This window comes from Bradyrhizobium altum (assembly GCF_020889705.1).
Taxonomy (GTDB): domain Bacteria; phylum Pseudomonadota; class Alphaproteobacteria; order Rhizobiales; family Xanthobacteraceae; genus Bradyrhizobium; species Bradyrhizobium altum.
In genome coordinates this window covers 1-24,567 of sequence record NZ_JACMYP010000134.1, presented here as the reverse complement: position 1 = coordinate 24,567, position 24,567 = coordinate 1, and the positions used below count along the sequence as shown (strand labels likewise).

Here is a 24,567-nt window from a genome sequence, read left to right as displayed (position 1 = left end):
CACAGACTGCGCCGCCGGCGCCGCAACGCGCCGCCGCGAATTGCGCGCCGCAGCAGCCTTCGCATCCGGGTGTTGCGGTTCCGGAAGGAACCACCACCGGGCAGGCTTTGGGCGACAAGCTCGCCAGATCCGATGGCGTGCTGTGTCCGCCGGCCGGCGTCGACCCCGAAATGCGTGCGCCGACCCCGCAAGGCGGCAACACGCCGGTGATTCCGCCGCCCGGCAGCCCCGGCGGCGACCCATCGATCAGGCCGAAATAGCCTCTATCTGTAATAGTTTGCGCTCCCGTCCGGGTTTGCTTGACAGGCGTGCGTGCCACTCTTTATATGCCGCGCGTTCGCACCCGCGGCTCTACGCCGTCGATCGCGAGCCCATGGCGGGGTAGCTCAGCTGGTTAGAGCACGGGAATCATAATCCTGGGGTCGGGGGTTCGAGTCCCTCTCCCGCTACCAGAAAATCAAGCAAGATCAATGAACTATGCGTCCATTGGGTTTCGCTGCTGGTTCCGTAGCAAATTGGTAGCATCGTGCCATTGTGGTTGGACGTAATCTAGTCCTTGGGTCTCGTCCGTATTCGAATCCTTCGGCGACTTGAACGCTCTTCAAGGATAGCGCAATGCAGCGCTTCCATTTCGATCGACTAGCGCGCCTAGCTCCTGGCCTGAAGGATTCGGTTCGAGGAACCCTCGAGAGCAAAACTGAAAGGATGCGGCCGCGTCACTTCGGCGACTGCAGCCCGGCGCAGCTGTCTTGATAATTGGCTAGATGTGCTGCGCCGAAAGCCATGCATGACGTCGTCAGCCCTCTCAAGGCTGAAACAGGGGTTCGATTCCCCTAGGGAGCGCCAATAAATTCAATAACTTAGAACTGCGATGGAGAAGTCGTCGAATATCCTTTGAATAAGCGCCAGCGGACGTTGGCGGACTCCGATTCAGTGATCCGACTACGCAGGTTCGCGCGTCGATCCGACAGCTCCTTTCGCAATTCGAGGGGTAGTGACAGCCACAACGACATGCAATCCGCCTCCAAGCACGCGAAGTATTTGCATCTCGTTGGCCGAGCTCCATGCGTTGAATGCGCGAAGTTTTCCTAGCCGCAATGAAGGCTTCCGCATTTCCGGCGGTGCAACCGAGTTCGGACTCGGTTAAGCAGAATGCCGCGTTCACGACAGCGATCGGGATTATCATTTTGTTCGGCGACGAAACGCCTCGCGAGCGCTCTCTAATATAACGCACGCATGGTCTCGCGTTGCGACGTGGTCGATTGCACTCCGGCTTCGCGATCTCATGTTGGATCGAAGCGGGCCTTCCGCCGAAGGCGGTTCAGACCTTTGCCGGTCATTCCAGTTTGCAGGTGACCATGGATCGGTATAGCCATCTGTTCAAATCGGGTCGCTTGCGCTCAACAAGATCCTTACGTCAGAGACCGTTGACGCTTTCAAGCAAAGCCTCGCAAGCGCTCCTGCGCTTGTGCCTGCGATCTTCAATGTCGCAGAGACATTCAAGAACGAAATGGGCTTCGGCAGCAACACGCCATTCATCGCCGCGTGGTGAACGGTGTTTTGGTTTCTCAGGAACGAACCCGACGCCGAGCAGCGTGGTAAACTTTTCCTGGATGCCATTGCGGCAGCCAAAGGACTTTCGGCAGCAGCCCTTCTGATGTCGCTCGACGAAGAAAGCCGCGAAAAGCCGCGGCAAGATGGATATTTGCTGCTGTCGGATGCTCCGCTGGAGCAAGCAAAGATCATATGGACGCAGAAGGCCGGTGAAATGTTTCGGCAAGATCCCGATAGCGTTCTCGGGAACGAGCACTTTGGATCCCTGCTGCACGATTGGCAGCGTTGGCAGGGCAATAACGTCGGAGGACAATGGCTTTCTGAAGTGATTGTGCAGGACAGAGCCCTGGTAAGGGTGCTGCAGGCCTTTACTTCCGAGGGCCAGGTCACGCGTTCGGCGATTATGTCACCAGTCGCCACCTCGTCTTTCAGTTGAAGCAGATTCAGGAGTACGTGGACACGGCACCGCTGGTCCCCAGAGTCGAAACGCTGACCATCGACCTGGACAGAGCCGAAAGAGAGGCCTGCGACCGCTTCCTCGAGGCGATGCAGCGACAGCGGAAGGAGACACCGGCAGCGGACGATCTGCCGATCGACGCCGATTCTGGAGATTGAGGGCTGTCGCTTTCAAGCGCCGGTGGAGCGTCGTGCCGTCCGCCGGCGGTTGGATTCAGCGTGCGTGCGCAATCGCCCAACGGCGATCATGCCGTTAGAAGTCCGCTACAGCTGATATCGCTCAGGTCGGAGACGTGGGCGCAAGCGCTGATCATGAAGCAGGATCACTATCGCGCGGCGGTCGAGCAGCGCTTAGTCGATCGAACCAGTATCTGAACTGCTCGAAGTCGTGGATTTGTTCGAAGCCGACCAGCTCTTCGTAGGCCAGCTCGGGATGGATCCGCCGCTTCAGCACGGGTATCTCGGGCGCGTGACGGGCTGCAGCTTCGCGGATTGTGCGCTCGTTCTCGGGGCTGATCCTGGGCCCCAATATTACCCGAGCAATCGCCTTCCGTTCGAATGCTACGATCCGAGCTTCCGTCGATTGCTCGGTATCCGCGAGGAGAAGCAGGCGCCATTCATGCTCGTCACGCCAATCGATACTTTTCACGCAGAACGCGGCCGCCATCATGAGTGGGTCGACCTCCAGCTGCTCGTTGACGAGATGCGAGGGGCAGAAGGGCAGCTTGGTGGCCGTATAAATAACAGGCGACAGGTGTGACGCGAACTGAGAGCGTGTCTTGTCGGCGCTGAACTGAACCAGCGCGCCGGCGTGATTGTCTCCGTAGGTGCCCCACATCCGTTGATTGTTCGAGTGGGTACTGAAGCAGGTGAGGCCGGAATGAGCCTTGGCTCGCGCAAGCTCGTCGTTGACTTGCCTCATAACGAACTCGGCGCTGGCACGGACGTCCTGCGCATCGAGCATTTTGACCATCTGGAAGGCTTCGTCGAAGTTGCGCACGCTGCCTTCCGCGACAAGGCCCTTGGCCGTCACGCGGAATGGCGTGTCTTCATCTTCGGTAAAAAGGGAGCGGGCGCGGAATTCATAAAGATCATTCTGCCCGGCGGCCGGCGCGAAGAAAAACGTCAAGTCGCGAATGATTTGCGCGACCCTTGCGGCGCTACCGTACTTGTAGACAAAGGTGGGTCGTGATTTCGGGAGCTGCATGTGGGGATCGGTCAGGATGTCTCGCCATCGTAGTCGATCGTGCCGTCCCGTGTCCACGTCGCAATCGGCGGGCAATCGCGGAATCATCAGGTCGCGGTCGGGCGGCACCGAATTTGGAGGCGATGCAGGATGTCACACAATCGGGGAGTGATCCTCGTTCTCGCCGCTTGCTTCGATCTTCAAGCCGCCGTCTGGCATTCGATCTGCAGCCAGCTCTCGTGATCATCAGGACCCGTAACCTCTAGGTCGAGGCACTGGTCTGCCTTGCGTGCTCCACAGCCAGCAGTTCGCCGACTCGCAACTGTGGCAGGTATTTTTGGATCGGAATTGCGCCGTCAGAAGAGGCAGGCAAAGTCGAGTAGCTCGGTCAGCCAGGGCAGAGACGGCACCGAGATCGCATGGGATAGCGCTCAGAGTGCCGCGGTGATCAAGGTGCTCCCGAGCGCGGTGAAAGTGCTCTTGATCTCGCAAACGCCTGCCGGCCACGGTCTGACCCGAGGTGTGACCGGCTTTCTTCGCGGCCCGCAGCACCTGATTGATGAAGCTCTTCTGCTTCGGCGCGCGGATACCGCGGATGCGGCGAGGCGATACCACTTGCCTTCACTGGCTCATTGCGGTCCGATCAGGAAAGCGCGATCACAGCCCTATTGCCGCACGATACCGGCGTGCTCGCGGCAACGACGGCGTTCGGCAAGACGATCCTAGCCATCCGGATGATGGCCGAGCGTGGACGGAATGCATTGATCCTCGTTCACCGCCGTCAGCTGATGGATCAATGGATCGAGAGGCTCACAGCGTTCTCGACTATGCCGCGTGACGCGATCGGCATGATCGGCGGCGGTCGTCGCAAGCCGAAAGGTCAGGTTGACGTCGCGCTGATCCAGAGTCTGGTTCGCAAGGGAGAGGTCGATGATATCGTCGGCAATTATGGGCATCTCGTAGTCGATGAATGTCATCATTTGTCGGCGGTTAGCTTTGAACTGGTCGCGCGCCGCAGCAAGGCGCGCTACATCCTCGGTCTGTCAGCAACGGTTACGCGAAAAGACGGACATCACCCGATCATCGTTATGCAATGTGGTCCCGTTCGCCATCGCGTGGATGCACGAGCCGAGGCGGCCAAGCGGCCATTCAATCACGTGGTGCGGATCAGGGATACCAACTTCCAACTTCAAACCACATTGGGCACTCCTGCTCCTTCCATTCAGGATGTTCTCAAGGAGTTGGTTGATGATGAAGCGCGCAACGATCTGATATTCGATGATGTCTTGTGTGCTTTGGAGGAGGGCCGCTCACCCGTCGTGATAACTGAGCGCACCACCCATTTGGAGACCATCGCAAAGCGTCTTGAGCATTTCGCTAGGCATGTGGTCGTATTGCGCGGTGGGCAAAGCGAGAAGCAACGCCGCGACATCGCCGCGCGGCTCGCGGCAATTCCCCACGCAGAGGAACGTGTCATCGTCGCGACCGGACGTTACCTCGGCGAGGGTTTCGATGATTCGCGCCTCGATACCCTTTTTCTTACCATGCCAATTGCTTGGAAAGGCACCCTCGCTCAGTATGCCGGCCGGTTGCATCGTCTCAACGACGCCAAGCATGAGGTGATTATTTATGATTATGCCGACATGAAGGTGCCGGTCCTCGCCCGCATGGCCGCGAAACGCCGCGTTGGCTATCAGGCAATAGGCTATAAGGTATTGGGTGCGCGCGATTTGTTTTCCGGCCAGGTGGTCACTTCGAACGCACTCGCTACGCGATAGTCAAGCGATCAAATAGCTAGAAGAGTGCAGGCGGAATTACAAAGAGGCCGCCAAGCCGGATAATCCCTTTTTCAACCTGTCCGACGCCAAGGGCGCGGATTTTGTGAGTGGATATCGCCAGCTTTGAAAGGAACGAGACCAACTTCCAGTTATCATTGCCAATGATTCGCGGAGGGGCCTCGATGAGCCGAACCCAGCCAAAATCCTCGCCGACGGATGAGCATGCGAGACGGATTGCGCAGGCGATCGCCAAGGGTCGACCGCCCCCGTTCAATGATGCCTTCGATCGGTACTGCGAAAGCTCCCCACGCGAAATCTTTGCCGCCTTCACAGGTGCGGCCCGCCACATGCCTCCTGCTGGCCGGGATGAGCCGCTTGCGATCGGTTATCTGTTTCTGCTGCAGCGGCTGCTCGAACATCTGCGTTATCGCACCGATCGGGGCTACGTGGACGCGGCCAAACTGATCGCGGATTTTCAGGCCGACGTTGTCGCGCAGGTCGAGGCCGGAAACGTCGACGTCCGCATGCTTGCCTTTGTGGGAGGAGCCCTGCACCAGTCGAAAATCCCGGCATCGCCTGAGCTTGCCGCGGCGTCGGCAAGGCAGCCCATCGACCCGGACGAGGACAGACCGCTTCCGACCGACGTCCACGCCGCTCTCGCCGGCATCCTCGAAGCCTGCGACGGCGATCCGTTCCTGGCCGTGAGCTCGCTGATCGAGAGCGGTCATGCCATGCCGGCGGAAACCAGCAGCGCCTTGGCCGTGGGCCTGGCGCTTGCTGGAAGCCCCGAAGCGCGTGGCGCCGCGGTTCTGTTCCTGCTCGACCCAAATTCGACTGTGCGCCGGGCGGTTGCCGGCGCGCTTGTGCAGGTCGCCGCCTCGCTGACGCCGACAGATGTCCGGCGGTTGATCGCAATGCGCAATTGGCGACCCGAGAACGAGCGAGCCGAGGTCGACGTGGTCATACGCAAGGCGCGGGCGGCTGGGATCGATTGCGCGCCATGGGAGGCTGGCAGCATCGAGGCAATCGTCGCCACCGCCGTCGACGGTGCCACGGCGCAGGGATTCCTGCTGATATCCCCGGCCGGACGGAAAAAGCGGATATCGTCGGTCCTGACCAAAGGCGGGATAGCGGATGCCTGGAGCGGCGAGCCGGAATCGCGCCGCCAAATCGAGACGAGTCTCGCCGCCGCCGGGATGGATACCCCTACGCTTGCCGTATCCCGATCATATCTCGATCGCATCGTGGCGCACGAACTGGCGCTCAGTATCGAGAAACGGGAAGCGGCGCCGTTCGGCCTGCTCCAGGTCGCCGAAACTATCGGCGGTGCCGATTGGCAACCCGCGCGCATGGCCTTTGGTGAGACGCTCGCCGGGCTAATCGCCGAGGTCCCCAAGCCGATGTGTGAGCCAGCCACGCTCGCATCGGTGCTGCGGAAGAGCAGCGAACTTGCCGAGCTGGAGGCCGTCGCACAATCCTGGTTCGAGGACGACCCGCAGGTCGCTCAAGTGGTGGAGCGCGCCCGCGGCCGTGATCGTGCTAAACTTGTTACGTATCTATTGCAGAGCCTCATTGCGCGACATCGTGACAAATGGGCTGACATTGTCTTGCGCACGGCCCTATGGATGCGCGAGGCTCCACCGGAGGCCGACCTATGCTGGCGCGAGCTCGCGCTCGTTGCAAAAGCGCTCGTCGACGGACAGGATGTGACGGAGATCGGACTGATGCGCGATATCGCATTGCGGACGATCGCGGTCCTCAGGGACGCTGGGCGGATGTGAGAGATCCGCAGACGCGTTTTGCGCCGCCTATTCGCCGAAGCGGGCGTGGCAGATCAGATAGCGCTCCCAATAGAATCGATTGCAATAAATTATATAGCAATTTCAATTACATATGAGTTCGCTGTTTTATTCTGAATGGCGCGCCAAATGTTCGCTTTTCCGCGACATTGCACGACGCGCCTCCGTTCGCGAGCGTTTGGCGCTTGTGCTCATTGGCGGTCCCGGCGACGGAGCTTTGAGCATCCGGGTCGCCCGCCTTGGCGGGCAGTTCGGCCCGTAAATCAAGCGGCGGGCGTCCCTCATTTCCGCTATGATCAAGCCATGACGATCGGGATTACCGGACCCGGCCGGAAGGTACCACGGCAAAGTGGCGTGGTCAGGCTGATCGTTGCGGCCGTCGTCATCACGATTTGCCTGATCCTGCTCTCGTTCGCGAGCGACTTCCTGGTCGATTGGCTTTGGTTTTCCTCGATCGGTTATCTCGAGGTCTTCCTGACGGCGATCGGCGCCAAGGCGACCGTCTTTTTCGCGGTCTTGGCGGTGACCACCGTCGTCCTCTGGCTGAACGGAGTGCTGGCGGCGCGGTTTGCCATGCAGCAGCCGCGACAGATTCCGGCCGCCCCGTGGAAGGTGGCCGGTGTTACGCCGCCGCCGGATCCGTCCGCAATGCTGCGCGATCGACTAACACGGCCGTGGTTTATCGCGCTCGGTGCGGGTTTGCTCGCGGTGTTGGTTGCCGCAGGCGAAGCCGGCAACTGGGGCATCTTCCTGCAGTTTCTCTACCATGTGCCCTATGGCGCGGAGGATCCGCTCTACAACAGGGACATCGGCTTCTATCTCTTTGCGCTACCCGCCTATCTCGCGATCAAGAACTGGATGCTGCTCGCAATCGTCCTGAGTGCGCTGTTTGCCGGAGCGATCTACTGGGCGCGCGGCGACATCGAGTACGATGTTCACAACCGATCAATATCGCCGACGGTCATCGCACATGGCTCGGCGCTGGTTGGCCTTCTGTTCGCGGTGAAGGCCTGGTCCTATGGGCTCGACCGCTATCTGCTGCTCTACGGCGACAATGGTGTCGTGGTCGGGGCAAGCTACACCGATGTCCATCTGGGGCTGCCGGCTCTGTGCTGATGATCGGGCTTTCGATTATCGCGGCGTTCATCGCATGGGCCAATTTGCGCGCCCGCACCTACCGGCTTCTTGCCGCCGGGTTCATCCTCGTCGGCGCCGGCTCTGTCGTGCTGTCGAGCCTCGTCCCCTCGCTGTTCCGGCACTTCGTCGTCAAACCGACGGAGTTGCAGCTGGAGAAGCCGTACATTGAACGCAACATCGCGCTCACCAGGCAGGCCTACAATCTCGACCGGATCGCAGCCAAGCCGTTTGCCGCCGAACAGCGGCTGACCTTCAAGACGCTGGAAGCGAACAAGGCCACCATCGACAATATACGGCTCTGGGACTGGCTGCCGCTGTCGAATACCTATGCGCAACTGCAGGAGATCCGTACCTACTACAAATTCCACGATCTTGACGTCGATCGCTATTGGCTCGACGGCTCCTACCAGAGCGTGATGCTCTCGGCCCGCGAACTGCGGGCCTCCCTGCTGCCGGCAAACGCCCAGACGTGGGTCAATCGCCACGTGCTGTTTACGCACGGCAACGGCGCGGTGATGAGCCCGGTCACCCGCAAGAGCGCGGAAGGACTGCCGTTCTTCTATTTGCGCGATATTCCGCCGGTTGCGGACGGCGGCCCCAAGATCGACGAACCGCGCATCTACTACGGCGAAGAGAGCGACGACTACGTCATCGTCAAGGCCAGCATCCCGGAGTTCGATTATCCGAAGGGGAAAGACAACGTCTATGCGGCCTATGACGGCAGTGGCGGTGTTCCGATCGGAGCATTGGGATGGAGAACGCTGTTCGCCTACTACTTCAATGACGCGAATCTGGTCCTCTCAAGCTACATCACGGCCGACAGCCGGATCATGATCCGGCGCAATATCACGGAACGGGTGCGCACGATCGCTCCATTCCTCAGGCTCGATCATGATCCCTATCTGGTCATCAGCAACGGGCGGCTGTTCTGGATACAGGACGCCTACACCACGAGCTCCTATTTCCCCTCCGCGCAGCCCGTGCCGGAGCTCGATCTCAACTACATCAGGAATTCGGTGAAAATTGTTGTCGATGCCTATAACGGGACGGTCGATTTCTATCTGATCGACCCACGCGACCCCATTGCAGCGACCTACCAGCGTATCTTTCCGAGCCTGTTCAAGCCGTTCGCGGCCATGCCGGCGGATTTGCAGAAGCACATTCGCTATCCGGAAGATCTGTTCCTGATTCAGGCGCGGCTCTATCAAACCTATCACATGGAGCAAGCCGAAACTTTCTATAACCGAGAGGACTTCTGGCAGTTTCCGCGACAGCCGGGCGGCGATGGCACCTCGGTGATGACCCCCTATTACATCATCATGCGGCTGCCCGGCGAGCCGCAGGCCGAGTTCTTTCTGATGCTTCCCATGGTGCCGAGTCGTCGCGACAATATGATCGCATGGCTCGCCGCGCGTTGCGACGCCCCCGACTATGGCAAACTGATCGTCTATGAATTCCCAAAGGACAAGCTTGTCTACGGGCCGTTTCAGATCGAGGCGCGGATCAACCAGAACACCGAGATCTCGCAACAACTCACGCTGTGGAATCAGATGGGCTCGCGGGTGATACGCGGTGCGAACCTGCTGGTGATCCCGATCGAGAACTCGATCCTTTATGTCTCGCCGCTCTATATGCGCGCCGAGCTTGGACACCTGCCGGAGCTGAAACGCGTGATCGCAGCCTACGGTGAGCATGTCGTGATGAAGGAGACGCTCGCTGATGCCCTGGCCGCGTTGTTCGCAGAGCCCGGTGCGGTGCCGGCCGTTTCAAACGCAACGGAAGCGGTGTCCCCTGCGGGCGGGGCGGCGAGCCCGGCGCAGCAGGCGCTCGATCGCTACAATCAGGCGGTGGAGCGATTGAAGGCCGGAGACTTGAAAGGTTTCGGCACGCAGTTCGATGCCCTGCGCGAGCCCCTGGAGGAAATGAACCGGCGCTCCGTCGGTCACTAACGGCGCAGGGGAATCGTGAGCGCGGACGCGCGCCTCAATTGGGTGCTGTCAAAGGTTACATTTCAATTTCAATGACATAAGAGTTCGCAGTTTTGTTCTGGACGGCGCGCCATTTCCGCTTCGCCTGCGGTGCCGTCGATCAATCGTCGCAATTGCTGGCGCATCCGGTGACGTTCCGGATCCTTGCCACCACCTCCGGCCGGTTGCTCTCGAGCCAGGCCACGGCGTCGGGTCCATCGACAACGCACGCGAAGGTTTCCCAGGTTGGGTCCTCCAGGGATTCCGGTTGCAGTCGCTTCGCCGCATACTCAACGAGGTCGTGCAAGCGTTCATAGCCTCGTCGGCGCTCGAGGGAATCTGCAATCGCTGTGCTGGCCCATCCTCGCTGCGCCAGATCGATAATGCTCGGAGCGTCGGCCTCGCTGAACCAGGGTGTGGCATCGAACTCGATGCAGCGGACATTATCGGCGGTATGGCAAGTCGCGTGGATCATTGGATTCCTCCGTTCGCCGGCTAACAACCTGCGCCGGCATTGCTCCTGGAGTTTCACATCGCCGCCTCGCACGCCTCAGGCTTTGACCAGGTCCCCCAGCAGGTTCGCCGCCACCGTCAGCTTGGCGAGCGTCAGGCCGCTGGCCGCGATCTCCTCGACCGAGCGGCGGATGCGGGTCGCTTCGGGGTGGGCCGCGAGCCAGGTCTCGACAGCCTGCTGGCCGGACTGCCCGGTTGACAGCATATCCGCGGCCAGTCTTCTTTCGGCGCCAGCGATCTGCTCAACGGCGCGATCGATCGCCATGCGTTCGAAATAATCGTTTGCCGGCACGCTGCGCGCGGCGGCGACGATGCGGTCGAGGCGGAAATTCGCTTCGGCGGCGAAGAAGGTCGCGGCGGCGTCGCCGATGGGGCGGCCGGTGCGCTCGGCAACCGTCACGATATCGGGTGCCGAGACCAGAGCGTCGAGATCGGCGAGTTCGCCGGCGAGGCCGGCCGGGACACCGGCATCGGTCAGGTCCTGCCGACGCTTGGCACGTGCTGCCTGCAAGTCCGGCGGCAGCGCGGTGTCGAGCCCGGCGACGATCTGGCGGATAGCCGGGCCGAAGCGCGCGACGACGGCCTCCAGCCCGTCCTTGAAATCGACATTGCGCACGTACCAGACCATGCGGGAGAGCAGGAGGTCCTGGACAGAAGCGTAGAGGGACAGCTGCACCCGCCCGTCGATGCAGGTATCGAGTGCATCGATCGCGTCACTGAGCCACTTGAGCCCGTAGCATTCATCGACTGCCACATAGGCCATGACGATGGTCGGGATATCGGCGTCCGTCTCGTCGATCAGACGCACGACACAGGCCGGGCCGCCGCGGTTGATCACCGCATTGGCGAGGCTGGTCGCGATGATCTCCCGCCGCAGGCGATGGGATTCGACCGCTCTCGGGTATTTGTCCTGAACCTCGCGCGGAAAATACTGAGATAGTTCCCGGGCAAGATAGGGATCATCCGGCACGCTGGTGACGAGCAGGTCATCGTAAAGCGTCAGCTTGGCGTAGGCGAGCAGCACGGCAAGCTCGGGCCGTGCGAGGGACTGGCCGCGCCGTGTGCGCTCGGTGAGCGCTGCGTCGTCGGGCAGGAACTCCACCGCGCGGCTGAGCAAATCGCGCTGCTCGAGCGACTGCATCAGGCGCGTGAGGAAGCCGGTCTCGGCCACGCCCTTGCGTTCGGCGAGCGAGAGCGCCAGCGACTGCAGATAGTTGTTGCGCAGCACCAGCGTGCCGACCTCGTTGGTCATCGCGGCCAGCAGGCTGTTGCGGTCGGCGGGGCTGAGCCGTCCCTCGCGCTCGAGCCGCGCCAGCGCGATCTTGATATTGACCTCGACGTCGGACGTGTTCACGCCGGCCGAATTGTCGATGGCGTCGGTGTTGAGCTTGACGCCCTTCTGCGCCGCCTCGATGCGGCCGCGTTGGGTGACGCCGAGATTGGCGCCTTCGCCGATCACCCGAGCCCGCACGTCGCTGCCCGTGATGCGGATTGGATCGTTGGCGCGGTCGCCGGCCTGATCGTCGCTTTCGGCGGCGGAGCGGACATAGGTGCCGATTCCGCCAAACCACAGGAGATCCGCGCGCGCCTTCAGGATTGCCGTCATCACCTCGAAAGGCGTCGCTTGCGGCTTGTCGAGATCGAGCAGGGCGCGTACCTCCGGAGCGAGCGGGATCGCCTTGAGCTGCCGCGAGAACACGCCGCCGCCCGCCGAGATCAGCGACTTGTTGTAGTCCTGCCAGCTCGATCGCGGCAGGTCGAACAGGCGCTTGCGCTCAGCGAGGCTGATCGCAGGATCAGGCGAGGGATCGATGAAGATGTCGCGGTGATCGAAAGCCGCCACAAGCTTTGTCGCTGGCGACAGCAGCATGCCATTGCCGAAAACGTCGCCGGACATGTCACCCACGCCGACCGCGGTGAACGGCGTGGTCTGAATGTCGGTGCCGAGCTCGCGGAAGTGGCGCTTGACCGCTTCCCAGGCGCCGCGCGCCGTGATCCCCATCTTCTTGTGGTCGTAGCCCTGGCTGCCGCCGGAAGCGAAGGCGTCGCCGAGCCAATGGTTTTTCTCGGCCGAGATCGCGTTCGCGACGTCGGAGAAGGTGGCGGTGCCCTTGTCGGCGGCGACAACGAGGTAGGGGTCGTCGCCGTCATGGCGCACGGTGGATTCGGGCGGCACGACGATGTCGCCGTCGAGATTGTCGGTGAGCTCCAGCAGTGAGCGAACGAATATGCGATAGGCTTCGGTGCCTTCCGCGAGCCAGGCGTCGCGATTGGAAGGCGGCGGCAGGCGCTTGGGCACGAAGCCACCCTTGGCGCCGACCGGCACGATCACGGCGTTCTTGACCTGCTGCGCTTTCACGAGGCCGAGGATCTCGGTGCGGAAATCCTGCGGCCGGTCGGACCAGCGCAAGCCACCGCGCGCAACCTTGCCGAAGCGCAGGTGAATGCCTTCGACACGAGGCGAATAGACGAAGATCTCGTAGAGAGGTCGTGGAGCCGGCAGGTCGTCGATCCGGCGCGCGTCGAACTTGAAGGAGATCACGGGACGCGGATGTCCGTCCTCGCCGATCTGCCACAGATTGGTGCGAATCGTCGCCTGCACCAGGTTGGTGAAGCGGCGCAGGATGCGGTCCTCGTCCAGCGAGGCGACGGATTTGAGTTGCTCCTCGACCTCGGCAAGCAGGGCCGTCTCGCGTGCCGAGCGCTCGGCATCCGTGGAGGCGAGGCGTGGATCGAGGCGGGTCTGGAACAGCGCGACGAGGCTGGCCGTGATCGCGGCGTTCTTGCGCAAGGTCTCCCACATGTAATCCTGGGTGAACGGCGCGCGGATCTGGTGCAGGTAGCGGGACAGTGCCCGGATGGTCGAGACTTCCCGCCAGCCCAGGGCGGTGCGCAGGATCAGGCCGTTGTATCCATCGGATTCGGCGTGATCGCGGACCACGGCCATGATCGAGGCTTCAAGGCGATGGCTGAATTCGGGGCTGATCGTGATCGGCTGGCCGTCGCTGGTCTCGATCGTCATCTCGTGGAGCCAAACCGGCGGAGGCGCCGGCGTGGCGCGCGGCGCGATCTGATAGGTGCGTTCGTTGACCACGCGCAGGCCGTGATTTTCGATCACGGGCACGCGGTAGGACAGCGACAGGGGCGCGTCGTGCGAGAACACCCTCAGTCCGAAGCGCTTGGGATCGGCCTCGCTTGCGTCGCGATGAACCGAAATCGCCACGGGGCGGGCTGGCGTGAGCTTTTCGATGGTGGCGATATCGGTGATCGCCTGTTCCGCGCCGAACACCTCGGTATAGCCACCGCTAAACGCCTGGGCATATCGGTTGGTGAGCATGCGTGCCCGCATGCCATCGGTGGAGGCAGTGAGCGCGGCCTTCAGCTTGTCGGCCCACGTCGCGGCAATGGCGCTGATCCCGGCTTCGAGCGTGGCGCGTTCGACGACGGGAGTTTTGCCGTCATAGCGCCCGATGATGTAGTGGACGCGCACAAGCGCCCCTTCAGGGAATGAAACGTAGGAGGCCGACAGCGTCCCCTTGTAAACCTGCGACAGGAAGGCACCGACGCGGGTGCGGACGTCCGTGTCGTATTTGTCGCGCGGAATGAAAGTGAGAATGGAGACGAAGCGATCGAACTTGTCCACCCGCGCCAGCGCGCGGACGCGCGGACGCTCGTAGAGGATCAGGATCTCCATGATGAAATTGTAGAGCGTGTCGACGTCGACCTGGAACAGTTCGTCGCGCGGATATTCTTCGAGAATATGCATGAGCGCCTTGCCCGAATGGCTGTTCGGGTCGAAGCCGGCGCGTTGCAGCGCGCGCGTCACCTTGTGGCGGACATAAGGGATCTGGCGTGCGGAGCGGGTATAGGCGCCCGAGGTGAACAGGCCGACGACCCGCAATTCGCCCTCCAGCCGGCCGTCGGGCGTATAGAGCTTGATGCCGACATAATCCATGCGAATGCGACGATGAACGCGGCTGGAGACGTTGGCCTTGATGACGATGAGCAGGGTGGGGTCGTGCATGAACTCGCGTATTTCCGACGTCATCACCACCATTTCGCTACCGCGGCGCAGCACCTTCGCATCCGGATCGCGGAGAACGCCGAGGCCTTTGCCCGTCGTGATGTCGTCGGATGCATCGCTGTCGGGCGAGAAGCGATATTCGCGCACGCCGAGGAAGGTGAAATTGTCCGCGCACAGCCATTGCAGGAACTGGTTGGCCTCGGCGACCTCGTCGATCGGCAGCGGCGGCGGATTGGAAGAAAAGGTCTTGATCGCGTCCTCGACCCGGTCGCGCATGGCACGCCAGTCGGTGACGCAGGCGCGGACGTCGTTCAACGTCCTGGTGAGGCCGTCGATCAGCTTCTGGCGATCGGCATCGGCGTCCAGGCGGGTGATGTGGAGGTGAATCAAGCTTTCCCGCGTGCCGTTTACTCCCGCCGGCAACGCTTCGCCGTGGAAGCGCAGGAGCTTGCCTTGGCTGTCGCGCTCCACCGCGAGGATCGGGTGAGCGACGAGGGTGACTTCGATGCCTTGCTCGGCCAGCTCCGCCGTCGTGGAATCGAACAGGAAGGGCATGTTGTCGTTGAGAATCTCGAGCACGGAAATCTCGCGCCCGTCCGGCATCATCGGATTGACGACACGGATATCGGCGCTGCCGGCCGTACGCTGCTGCACGTGCTCCCAGGCTTGTTCCGCCAGGAAGGCCAGCGACAGGGCATCGTGATTGGCGAGGTCCTCGACATTGGTGTAGCCGAACAGAAGTTCGGCAAAGCTCCGGGGCGCCTTGCCCGGTTGCACGCTTCCCGCTGCATCGCGGATCAGGGTTGAACGGGCCTTATCGTCACGCCAAGCCATCATGTCCTCCATTTGCCGCGCCGTCCGATCGCAGCCGCGATCATCAGCTTGATTCTGGAGTGCATCGCTTCGAGCGCCACAGCCTTGACCGCGATCGAGCGCGTCCGCGAAATCCCCGGTCTCAAAGTTGCGACAACTCCCGACGACAATACTCCGATCCCAAAGCTATCCAAGGCGCATGCTGTCGGGAGAAGTGTTGAGATGCCCTGCTGCAGCGCGTGAGGCCGAAGCCGGCGCTGGCGGCTGCCGAACCATTGGGTTGGGCAAAATCACAAGCAATTTCAATCGAGTATGAGTTCGCAGCGCCGCGGCGCAGCTTTTCAACGCCGCGCCGCTGCGCGAATTTCCGAAGGCGTTGCGCCGTAACGGCGGCGGAAGATGCGGTTGAAGTAGGACAAGTCTCCGAATCCGGCTTCGAACGCGATGCTGGAGATGTTGCGTTCGTCCCAGAGCCGATCGGTCAGCAGCCGATGCGCGCTGGTCAGGCGGGCATCCAGCACGAATTCCGAGAAGCTTGTGTCCTGGTCCGCAAACAGCCGCTGCACGCTGCGCGGCGGAAGACGCTGGCGCGCTGCGACCGCGTTCAGCGACAGGTCGGGATCGCAGAGATGCGCGCTGATGTCGGCCTTGATCGCGGCGAGCCGCGCGGCCCGCAGCCCGCGGCTTTCGGCCAGCGCCGCTCCATCGTTCGTGGCGCCGATCGCGAGCGCTGCAAGATCGTACACATGGGTGACGGCGGCGCGCTGCAGCTCGTACGTCGTCGGTCGCGCCCCGGTCTGCAACTGCCTGACATAGTTCACGAGTAGACGCAGCGCGTCCGTGCCGGGCAGCAGACGCATCAGCGCATCCTCGGGCCTGGACACGAGCGATGCGACGGCCTTGCGCTGCAGCGGAATCGTGATGAAGCATGACGGTGACGACGTGGCGGACATGCTGGTCTCCGCGGCCGACATCAACAGCGCGTCGCCCGCACGGAGCGTGACTTCTCGACCGCCTTGCGCTGCGACCCCGGTCCCGCTCGTAAAGACCTTCAGAACGAGGTCGTCACGGTCGTCGAGCAGATCGCGCGTCCTTGCCGCGCGTATATTGACGCTCGCGCCCGACACGATCGCGAGGCCAGGGAGCGCCTGCACCACCAGGTCAGCGCGGAACGGGTCGTCGGAAAGCGGCCCGAGATCGAACTTCACGGTCGCGCGTCCGATGACCTCCCGCAGAATCATCAACCGGTCCCGCTCCGGCCAATCGGCGCTCGAGAATCGAAACGTGCTGGAGTCCGGCAATTTCGGGAACGCGGAGTCTGGATCACCTGCTCGCATGATGCTCTCGACCGTGTTTCCAACCGGTCAACCGCTCGCCGCCTTCAGAGGGAACTCATACCCGTTCTACGGCGGGGCAGGGCGGGGAAGCTAGGACAGTCGCGTCAAGGGCCCGGTTTGAGGCGCCATCGATCCGACGCGTCATCAACGCCTTGGCGTTGCGCGAATCTCCGACGGCGTCGCGCCGTAGCGGCGGCGAATGGCGCGGTTGAAGTAGGACAGGTCGCCGAACCCGGCTTCGAACGCGATGCTGGAGATGTTGCGGTCGCGCCAGCGTGGATCGGTCAGCAGGCGATAGGCGTGAGCGAGGCGCGCGCCGAGCACGTATTCCGAGAAACTCGTGTCCTGTTCGGCGAACAGCCTTTGAAGGCTGCGCGGCGACAGATGCTGGCGCGCGGCAACCGCGGTCAATGTGAGGGCGGGATCGCCAAGATGGGAATTGATATCGGCCTTGACGGCGGCGCGCCGCGCCGTGCGCAGCCCGCGGCTCTCAGCGACGGCCGCGCCATCGCGCGTGGCACCGATCACCAACGCCGCGAGGTCGTACAGATGGGTGACGACGACATGCTGCAGCTCGCCTGTGGCCATCCGATCCATGCGGTTCAGCTCGTCGGCATAAAAGGTAAGCAGCCGCAACGCCTCGATGTCGCGTGGGACCGGACGCATCAGCGCATCCTCGGGGTTGGGCACGAACGGCGTAAGCGCCTTGCGCGGCAGCCGCAGACTGAGGAAGCGCACAAGCGACGGGTAGACGCTCACCCGCGGTTCTGCGGTCGACATCAGAATGGCATCGCCGGTGTCGCCGGTGGCCTCGCGTTTCCGGTGCGTGATGATGGGCGCGCCGCTCAGCGCGATCCCGAGCACGAGATCGTCGCTGCCATCGAGCAACTCGCGGGTCACGGCGGCGCGCAAATTGGCCAATGCCCAGGAACCGAGCCAAAGCCCGGGCAGCGCCAGTACCGTCGCCTCGGCATGGAACGCTCCGCCGGACAACGGCTCGGTGTCGAGCTGGATGACCGTGCGCCCGATCGACTCGCGCCAGATTGCCAGTCGGTCCCGTGCCGGCCAATCGGCGGTCGAGAACCGGAAAGTCATAGGCGCCTGCTGCTCTGACATCGTCGGCTCGTTCCCGTGCCGTGGCATCCGCTGTTGCGGCATTGCGTCACCCGACCCGAAAAGTCAACGGTGGCGTCTGTGTCCTAGCTCACGGTGCGCCAGCCCAAGAACACCGGTCCGATCACCTCCTACACGTCGTGCCACGGGAACCGATCAACGGGAGTTCTTGAATGCGTGTCTCGGAACAGGACAGGGCGCAGGACGGGATATCGGCCGGCGACCTTCGGCTCGACCACCCAGGATCTGATCAGCACTTGCTGCCAAGGCCGAGATCGAATGCAAACTTTGACAACGATTTTGCCGCTTGAGGACCGGTTCGCGGCGAGGAACGGTGAGACGCATGACGAAAACGGCGTTGATGATCGGAGCGACGGGAGGCGTAGGGCGCGAAGTCGCAAGGGCCTTGGTGCGCCGCGGCTGGCACCTTCGGTGCTTGAGCCGCACGCCAAATCCGGTCTCCGCCTCTCTGCCGGGGAACGGCGTCGCCTGGATCAACGGAGACGCGATGAAGGCGGATGACGTGGTCAACGCAGCCAGAGATGTCGCCCTCATCGTTCACGCAGCCAATCCACCGCGGTACAAGAACTGGCGTGGCCTCGCGATGCCGATGCTTCGTAACTCGATCGAAGCGGCGAGAGCCTCAAGCGCGCGACTGATCTTCCCTGGCAATCTGTATAACTTCGGAGCGGACGCCGGTCCGCTGTTGTCCGAGACAACGCTGCAGCAGCCGAACACGCGCAAGGGCCGCGTTCGCAGCGAGATGGAAGACATGCTGAGGGCGGCGGCGGCGACCGGGACCCGATCGCTTGTCGTGCGCGCCGGCGACGTGTTTGGTGGACACGGGCCATCCTCAAATTTTTCGAATGTTCTGATCAAGCCGAGGCAGTCGCTGCGTGCCATCTTATATCCTGGTCCTCCTGCGACGGGTCATGCCTGGGCCTATCTGCCGGATTACGCCGAGGCGATTGCGCGACTTGCAGAGATCGAAGCCGATCTGCCGTCGTTCGACGTGTTTCACTTTGGCGGACACTGGATCGAGCCCGGGATCGAGCTCGCTCAATCCATTCGTCGCGCGGCCGGAAGGCTCGACCTCCCCATTCGCCGCTTTCCATGGCTCGCCGTCCGGCTGCTCGCGCCCTTCGTTCCGCTCCTGCGTGAGGTGGAAGAAGTTCGCTATCTCTGGGATGTCCCTCTTCGGCTCGATAATTCCAAGCTGATTGCGTTGATCGGCGACGAGCCTCACACGCCTCTCGACCAGGCAGTTCGCGCCAGCCTGTTAGAGCTCGGGTGCTTGTCGAGTTGAAGGTGCAGTTGAAAAATGGAGGCCAAAATGCCAGTCCTGATGGTTCGCGGCGATGTCGAGGACTTCGACAGATGGAAACAGGTTTTCGACAAGAATGCCGAGGCGCGAACCGCGCATGATTGTCGCCGCGTCCGCCGCTTTCGCTCGACGGCAAACCCCAACCACCTGCTGATCCTGTTCGACTGGGACACCGAGGAAAATGCGAAGACCTTCAGCTCAAGTCCGCAGCTCGAAAGAACTCAGGCCAAAGCCGGCATTTTGCCGGGGCGAGAGACCGCCTTTTTCGAGGAATTCTGACATGCTCACGCAGAGGCCGCCAATGTCGAAACGACTTCACTCCAGCGCGATTGCGCGATGGTACATCATCGTGGCCGCCATCTATCTTTGCATCGGACTTGCCATCGGCATCGGCATGGGTATTGCCGAGAACTTCAAATACGTGGTCGTGCACGCCCACCTGAATCTGCTCGGCTGGGCGACGATGTGTCTCTACGGGCTCGTCCTGCAAGCCTTCCCGGAACTTGGCGCATCCCGGCTCGTACGCTGGCAGTTCGCTGTCGCGAACCTCGGCGTCGTCATTTTCATCCCAGGGCTCGTTCTTGTGGTTGCCGGCGTCACTCACGTCGCTGTAATCGTAGGGTCATTCATTTCCTTTGTCGGCGCCTTGCTCTTCGTCGGCCTGCTGATCGGATCGTTACGTCAGGGACGCGGCGAGGCGGAGCAGCTTGGCCCGAGCAGCACGTCGACAGCCGCTCACTGACCCATAACCAATCCTCGCCAGGATCAGGAGGGGTCCGCAATCAGCGATCACGCCGGGACGACGATATGGTCCGGCGTGATGCCCGCCCGGTGACGCTCATACATCGCGGTGTAGGCGGCCTCGATATGTCGGGTGAAGCGTCTGGTGTCGAACAATGGCGCCGTCAGCCGATTGGCCGCCAGCCTGGTTCTGAGCGCCGCGAGCCTCGAAGGATCGGTCGCAAGATCGACCGCCATGCGCTCGTAAGCCTCCGGCGATTCCGCAACAAGCTCGGGCAGGCCGATCGCATGGAGCAAGCTCGCCGCGACCCGACCGGCAAACGTGTCGCCGAGAATGGTCAGCACCGGCAGGCCGGCCCATAGCGCATCGCTGGCGGTCGTGTGCGCGTTGTAGGGAGTGCTGTCGAGGAACAGGCTGGCGAGGCGATGGCGGGCGAGATGGTCGGGTATCGACACGCGCGGTGCGAACACAAGGCGCTCCGCAGCGACGCCACGCGCGACCGCCTCCTTGCGCAGATTTGCGGCAGCGCGGGCGTTGCCTTCGAGCAGCCACAACATGCTGCCCTCGACGCGGCCGAGAATCCTCATCCACCGATCGAACATGTCAGGCGCGATCTTGTGGTTGTTGTTGAAGCAACAGAACACGAAGCCCGTCGGTGCCAGCCCCACGTCGCCGCGCGTAAGCACGCGATCGGCAATGACCCGCTTGTCGTCGTTGGCCTGATAGCTGTTGGGCAGGGCGACCACCTTTTCGCTGTAGAATTCGCGATGATGATCCGGGATCACGGTACGGTCGGCGATGATGTAGTCGATGAACGGGGCACCGAGCGTTCCCGGGTAACCCAGATAATTGACCTGGATGGGGGCAGGCCGGCGGCCAAGGACTCTGGTGCGGGATCCGCGGTAAAGCCTTTCAAATCAACCAGGATGTCGATTTCCAATCGTCTGATCAGGTCGGCGACCTCATCGTCGTTCATGTCCCGGACCTCGACAAATCGATCGAACGACGCCTCCAGCCGTCGACGCATCTCCGAAGGGTCGTTGGGTGACCATGAGATTGCCACCGTCTCGAATTTCGACCGGTCGTGGCACTCGAACATCCCTGCCATCAAAAGCGATGTCGCGTGGTTGCAAAAATCCGACGAGAAATAGCCGATGCGAATTCGATCGTGATGGTAGCGCTCGCCCCGCCAGCGCTGCCTTTCAGACGGCGAATGATTCTTCGCGGTCCATCGCGTGGCGCAGAGCAGTTGGTCGCCGGCCGATGCAGGAACGCTACAAAACAGAAATGGCGGCGTCGTCGCGTCCCGATTCCTGATCGACTCGATCAATTGGCTGCACTCGGCATCGAAGTCGACCCAGTCGCACATGTGGGATTTGGCGTGCAGACGATAGCCTTCGATCTCGGCCTGGTCCGGCTTGAGCGCGACGGCCTTGTCATAGGCAGCGAGTGCCTCCTCATAGCGCGCCAGAATGGATAGAACCTTGCCGCGGTTGGCGTGGGCAGCCGCATCGTCGCCCTTGTGCTGGATCGCCTTGTCGATGCTGGCGAGCGCCGCCTCATGATGCAGGAGCTTCAACAGCGCCGTGCCGCGGTTGTTGTAGGACTCGGCGTAGTCGGGCCGCAGTGCGATCGCCTTGTCGAAACTTGCAACTGCCTCTTCGAGACGATCCAGTTTGATCAGCACGTTGCCGCGGTTGTAACACGCGCCGGCAATTCCCGGCGCCCGGTCGTAGCTCGCGAGCGCATCATCGAACCTTTCGAGGTCATTGAGCACGTTGCCACGATCGTTGTGTGCACCGGCATCGTTGGGCTTGAGCGCGATCGCCCGGTCCAGGCTCGCCAGGGCCTCCTCGAGCCGCTCCAGCTTCCTCAGTGCGGCGCCCCTGTTTCGATAGGCATCCGCATGGTCAGGCACGAGCGCGATCACGCGATCGTAGCTTGCGAGCGCCTCCTCGTGGCGCCCAAGCTCTGCGAGCGTAAGTCCGCGATTGTAGAGCGCCGGCGCAAGGTCCTGCTTGAGCGCGGTTGCCCTGTCGAAGCTCGCGAGCGCTTCGTCGAGGCGACGCAAATCGCGCAGCGCGTTGCCGAGGTTGTTGTGCGCGTCCGCGACGTTGCCGTTGAGCCTGATCGCTCGCCGGATCAGGTCAACGCCGCGCTCGCTGCGGCCGGTCTGCGCGGAAATCAGGCCTAACAGATGCAGCGCGTTGAAGTCGTTTGGCTGCTGCCGGAGAATGTCTTCGTAGATATTCTCTGCTGCGGCCAACTGCCCCCGCTGATGCAGCGCGACAGCCTGCCCGAAGGCGAGCTGCAAGCCGGTCGAATTGGATTTTTGAGGTTCACCTGTTTCGGGCATCGAACTTCTTCAAACGCTCCAGGTCCGATCCGTGTTCTCAAAAGCAGCTGCAACAAGCGAGTCAATAGCTTCAGGTCTTGGCCCTTACGCTACCAGACATGTCGGAAGCCCCGCGATGGATCGCCGTCTACGAAAGGTTGAAAATTGGCAGATCGCCCTCGGTTGCGCAACAGGTCCCAGGAATAGTCGGGCTGAAACGGGTGGTCCTTGGCCAGACTACCGGCTGCCTGCCGTATGATATCTGCTTTGGCTCGAAAGCAACCGGCGGACGTGGGACACCCACTCGCGATCGGCGACCCGCGCGTCCGCCGGAAAACCGGGATGCTTCTCAATTGCAGTTCGTCGATACGCCAACGAGGTCAGCGCGTGCTTACGCTGCGACCAGGACCGGTTGCGCCGGCCGCCGGGTGATCGTCAGTGACAGGACGGCCGCGACGATGCCGGTCAAGCCGGCGATCATGAAGGCCTGCAGATAATCGCCCTGGGCCGAGCGCATGAAGCCGGCAAAGAACGCGGCGCAGGCGGCGCCGAGCTGATGGCCTGCGACCACCCAGCCGAACACCAGCGGTGCGTTCTTGTCGCCGAACGCCTCGTTGGCGATGCGCACGGTCGGCGGCACGGTCGCGATCCAGTCGAGACCATAGAACACCGCGAATACCGACAGGCTGACCAGCGAGAAATCCGAGTAGGGCAGGTAGATCAGCGACAGGCCGCGCAGTCCGTAATAGAAGAACAGCAACTTGCGCGGATCGAAGCGGTCGGTGAGCCAGCCCGAGAGCGTGGTCCCGAACAGATCGAAGAATCCCATCAGCGCGAGCAGGCTCGCCGCCTGCACCTCGACGATGCCATGGTCGCCGCAGAACGCGATCAGATGGGTGCCGACCAGACCGTTGGTGGTGAAGCCGCAGATGAAGAAGGTGGCGAACAGGAACCAGAACGCCCGCGTTTTCGCTGCGCGCGCCAGGTTGCTGAACGCGGCGGTGAACGGGTTGCCTTGTGCCGGCGGCGCGGCATGATCCTCGTGCTGGCTGCCGAACGAGCGCAGGCCGACCGAGGCGGGCCGCTCCGGCACCAGGAAATACACCAGGGGAATGAGCGCTGCGGAGCACGCGGCCACCGTCAGCACCACCGGCTTCCAGCCGCCCCATTCCACCAGCGCCGCGAGCCCCGGCATGAAGATCAGCGTGCCGGTCGCGGTGCTGGCCGTCAGCAGCCCCATGACGAGGCCGCGATTGGTGGTGAACCAGCGATTGACGATGGTGGCGCCGAGCACGTTGGCGACCGCGCCCGAGCCGATGCCGGAGAGCAGCCCCCAGGTCAGGAACAATTGCCACGGCGCGGTCATGAAGTAGCTGACGCCGGTCGAGGCCGACATCAGCACCAGCGCGCCCAGCACCGTGCGGCGGATGCCGAAGCGCTGCATCACGGCCGCGGCGAACGGGCCGGCGAGGCCGTAGAGGAAGATGCCGACCGCAGCCGACGACGAGATCACGCCGACGTCCCAGCCGAAGGCCTTTTGCAGGGGCAGCATCAGCACGCCCGGCGTTGAACGCAGGCCGGCTGACGCGAGCAGCGCGAGGAAGATCACGGCGACGACGACGAAGGCGTAGTTCTGGCCGAACGGCCGTCTCGACACGGGGGCGGGTTGAATGCAGGCATTGGGCATGTTACTTACCGGTACGTATTGCGATGCGGCATGTATACGTACCGGTCAGTAACATTGTCAAGCGTGCCGCGTGTAAAATCGGGAGGGAGTCGTCATGAAGAAAGCCGTCGAGCCGTCTGCGGAACGTCCGGTCCGCGCCGCCGACCGGATCCGCGCCTCCGCGGCCGAGCTGTTCTATCGCGAGGGTATCCGCGCTGTCGGCGTCGACGAGGTGGTCGACCGGGCCGGCGTCACCAAGCCGAGCCTCTATCGCAGCTTCGCATCCAAGGACGATCTCGCCGCCGCCTATATGCGCGACTACGAGCTGGACTTCTGGGAGAGGTTCGAGAAGCCCGGCGGCAAATCCTATTCAGATGCGCGCGAGCACGTGCTCGCCTATATTCGTGAGCTGTCGACGCGCGCCGTGCGCAAGGGCTATCGCGGCTGCGGCCTCAGCAACGCCACCGTGGAATATCCGGCGCGGGACAATCCCGCGCGGCAGGTCGCCGAAGCACACAAGAAGGTTTTTCGCAAGCGCCTGCGCGAGCTCGCAAGCAGCATGGGGGCGCGTCACCCCGCCGTGCTCGGCGATGCCCTGCTGCTCCTGATCGAGGGCATCTACAGCACCGGCCAGCAGTCGGAAGAGGGACCGGCGCAGTCGGCGCTCACGGTGGCGAAGCTCGTGATCGATGCGAGCGTGGCGAAGGCGTGAGGTCGGAGGTTCACCTCTCCCTTGGGAGAGGTCGGCGCGCAGCGCCGGGTGAGGGGTTACGGTCCCTCGTCAGACCTGCGGCCCCTCACCCGATTTGCTCCGCAAATCGAC

Annotated in this window: 15 protein-coding genes, 2 tRNA genes and 2 pseudogenes; 12 read left to right on the top strand and 7 right to left on the bottom strand. The window is 62.5% G+C overall.

The features are described 5' to 3' along the window. The 5 genes from H8B02_RS27985 to H8B02_RS27965 form a co-directional block, all read left to right on the top strand. Nucleotides 1-260: hypothetical protein (locus tag H8B02_RS27985; protein ID WP_229169195.1), on the top strand; the 260-nt coding region annotated here is incomplete at its 5' end. A gap of 115 nt (nt 261-375) precedes the next feature. Continuing rightward, nucleotides 376-452: transfer RNA gene (locus H8B02_RS27980), tRNA-Met, on the top strand. A 307-nt stretch (nt 453-759) separates the two neighbouring features. After that, nucleotides 760-846 (top strand) — tRNA-Glu (locus H8B02_RS27975). Nucleotides 847-1,555: 709 nt separating this feature from the next. Further along, nucleotides 1,556-1,990 (top strand): hypothetical protein, encoded by a 435-nt coding sequence (locus tag H8B02_RS27970; RefSeq protein WP_229169194.1) that lies wholly within the window; start codon nt 1,556-1,558, stop codon nt 1,988-1,990. Beyond that, nucleotides 1,987-2,169, top strand: coding sequence for a hypothetical protein (locus H8B02_RS27965; protein WP_229169193.1), 183 nt, complete (start codon nt 1,987-1,989; stop codon nt 2,167-2,169). Before H8B02_RS27970 ends, H8B02_RS27965 begins: the two co-directional genes overlap by 4 nt. 151 nt (nt 2,170-2,320) lie before the next feature. Here H8B02_RS27965 and H8B02_RS27960 read toward each other — a convergent pair whose 3' ends face one another. Next, nucleotides 2,321-3,217, bottom strand: coding sequence for a DUF2971 domain-containing protein (locus tag H8B02_RS27960; RefSeq protein ID WP_229169192.1), 897 nt, complete (start codon nt 3,215-3,217; stop codon nt 2,321-2,323). A 611-nt stretch (nt 3,218-3,828) separates the two neighbouring features. Here H8B02_RS27960 and H8B02_RS27955 point away from each other — a divergent pair. The 3 genes and pseudogenes from H8B02_RS27955 to H8B02_RS27945 all read left to right on the top strand — a co-directional run bounded on the left by H8B02_RS27955 (nt 3,829) and on the right by H8B02_RS27945 (nt 9,859). Further along, nucleotides 3,829-4,974: a DEAD/DEAH box helicase gene (locus H8B02_RS27955; protein WP_283842249.1), complete on the top strand. Its 1,146-nt coding sequence runs from the start codon at nt 3,829-3,831 to the stop codon at nt 4,972-4,974. Nucleotides 4,975-5,081: 107 nt separating this feature from the next. Next, on the top strand, nt 5,082-6,755 hold the full coding sequence (locus H8B02_RS27950; RefSeq protein WP_229169190.1) for a Y4lR C-terminal helical domain-containing protein: 1,674 nt from the start codon (nt 5,082-5,084) through the stop codon (nt 6,753-6,755). Between the two features lie 321 nt (nt 6,756-7,076). Next, nucleotides 7,077-9,859 (top strand): annotated as a pseudogene (locus H8B02_RS27945) (UPF0182 family membrane protein). A gap of 139 nt (nt 9,860-9,998) precedes the next feature. Here H8B02_RS27945 and H8B02_RS27940 read toward each other — a convergent pair. From H8B02_RS27940 to H8B02_RS27925, 4 genes are all read right to left on the bottom strand, one after another. After that, on the bottom strand, nt 9,999-10,352 hold the full coding sequence (locus H8B02_RS27940; RefSeq protein ID WP_229169189.1) for a hypothetical protein: 354 nt from the start codon (nt 10,350-10,352) through the stop codon (nt 9,999-10,001). Nucleotides 10,353-10,427: 75 nt separating this feature from the next. Further along, nucleotides 10,428-15,260 (bottom strand): NAD-glutamate dehydrogenase, encoded by a 4,833-nt coding sequence (locus H8B02_RS27935; protein ID WP_229169188.1) that lies wholly within the window; start codon nt 15,258-15,260, stop codon nt 10,428-10,430. Nucleotides 15,261-15,568: 308 nt separating this feature from the next. Continuing rightward, nucleotides 15,569-16,468, bottom strand: coding sequence for an AraC family transcriptional regulator (locus tag H8B02_RS27930; protein ID WP_229169187.1), 900 nt, complete (start codon nt 16,466-16,468; stop codon nt 15,569-15,571). A 240-nt stretch (nt 16,469-16,708) separates the two neighbouring features. After that, on the bottom strand, nt 16,709-17,659 hold the full coding sequence (locus tag H8B02_RS27925; protein WP_229169186.1) for a helix-turn-helix domain-containing protein: 951 nt from the start codon (nt 17,657-17,659) through the stop codon (nt 16,709-16,711). 361 nt (nt 17,660-18,020) lie between these two features. On the opposite strand from H8B02_RS27925, the gene H8B02_RS27920 reads away from it, so the two are divergent. From H8B02_RS27920 to H8B02_RS27910, 3 genes are read left to right on the top strand one after another with little or no spacing between them, the layout of a single operon-like run. Then, nucleotides 18,021-18,983: an NAD-dependent epimerase/dehydratase family protein gene (locus H8B02_RS27920; RefSeq protein WP_229169185.1), complete on the top strand. Its 963-nt coding sequence runs from the start codon at nt 18,021-18,023 to the stop codon at nt 18,981-18,983. A 39-nt stretch (nt 18,984-19,022) separates the two neighbouring features. Beyond that, a complete protein-coding gene (locus tag H8B02_RS27915) occupies nt 19,023-19,280 on the top strand; it encodes an antibiotic biosynthesis monooxygenase (protein WP_229169184.1) in 258 nt (85 codons plus the stop codon). A gap of 22 nt (nt 19,281-19,302) precedes the next feature. Next, a complete protein-coding gene (locus H8B02_RS27910; RefSeq protein ID WP_229169183.1) occupies nt 19,303-19,743 on the top strand; it encodes a hypothetical protein in 441 nt (146 codons plus the stop codon). Between the two features lie 47 nt (nt 19,744-19,790). On the opposite strand, the pseudogene H8B02_RS49065 reads toward H8B02_RS27910, so the two are convergent. Then, nucleotides 19,791-22,027, bottom strand: a pseudogene (locus H8B02_RS49065) (O-linked N-acetylglucosamine transferase, SPINDLY family protein); the annotation flags it as partial. A gap of 442 nt (nt 22,028-22,469) precedes the next feature. Beyond that, the gene (locus H8B02_RS27895) at nt 22,470-23,765 is read right to left on the bottom strand and encodes an MFS transporter (protein ID WP_229169182.1); all 1,296 of its coding nucleotides are present in this window, start codon (nt 23,763-23,765) and stop codon (nt 22,470-22,472) included. Nucleotides 23,766-23,859: 94 nt separating this feature from the next. Between H8B02_RS27895 and H8B02_RS27890 the strand changes: the two genes are divergently transcribed. Beyond that, nucleotides 23,860-24,456, top strand: coding sequence for a TetR/AcrR family transcriptional regulator (locus H8B02_RS27890; RefSeq protein WP_229169181.1), 597 nt, complete (start codon nt 23,860-23,862; stop codon nt 24,454-24,456). The last annotated feature ends 111 nt before the right edge of the window (nt 24,457-24,567 follow it).

What these genes read in the sequence shown, in the direction of transcription:
- H8B02_RS27960 (WP_229169192.1), bottom strand. Translation starts at nt 3,217, where the DNA reads ATGCAGCTCCCGAAATCACGACCCACCTTTGTCTACAAGTACGGTAGC.
- H8B02_RS27940 (WP_229169189.1), bottom strand. Translation starts at nt 10,352, where the DNA reads ATGATCCACGCGACTTGCCATACCGCCGATAATGTCCGCTGCATCGAG.
- H8B02_RS27935 (WP_229169188.1), bottom strand. Translation starts at nt 15,260, where the DNA reads ATGGAGGACATGATGGCTTGGCGTGACGATAAGGCCCGTTCAACCCTG.
- H8B02_RS27930 (WP_229169187.1), bottom strand. Translation starts at nt 16,468, where the DNA reads ATGATTCTGCGGGAGGTCATCGGACGCGCGACCGTGAAGTTCGATCTC.
- H8B02_RS27925 (WP_229169186.1), bottom strand. Translation starts at nt 17,659, where the DNA reads ATGACTTTCCGGTTCTCGACCGCCGATTGGCCGGCACGGGACCGACTG.
- H8B02_RS27920 (WP_229169185.1), top strand. Translation starts at nt 18,021, where the DNA reads ATGACGAAAACGGCGTTGATGATCGGAGCGACGGGAGGCGTAGGGCGC.
- H8B02_RS27915 (WP_229169184.1), top strand. Translation starts at nt 19,023, where the DNA reads ATGGTTCGCGGCGATGTCGAGGACTTCGACAGATGGAAACAGGTTTTC.
- H8B02_RS27910 (WP_229169183.1), top strand. Translation starts at nt 19,303, where the DNA reads ATGTCGAAACGACTTCACTCCAGCGCGATTGCGCGATGGTACATCATC.
- H8B02_RS27895 (WP_229169182.1), bottom strand. Translation starts at nt 23,765, where the DNA reads ATGCCCAATGCCTGCATTCAACCCGCCCCCGTGTCGAGACGGCCGTTC.
- H8B02_RS27890 (WP_229169181.1), top strand. Translation starts at nt 23,860, where the DNA reads ATGAAGAAAGCCGTCGAGCCGTCTGCGGAACGTCCGGTCCGCGCCGCC.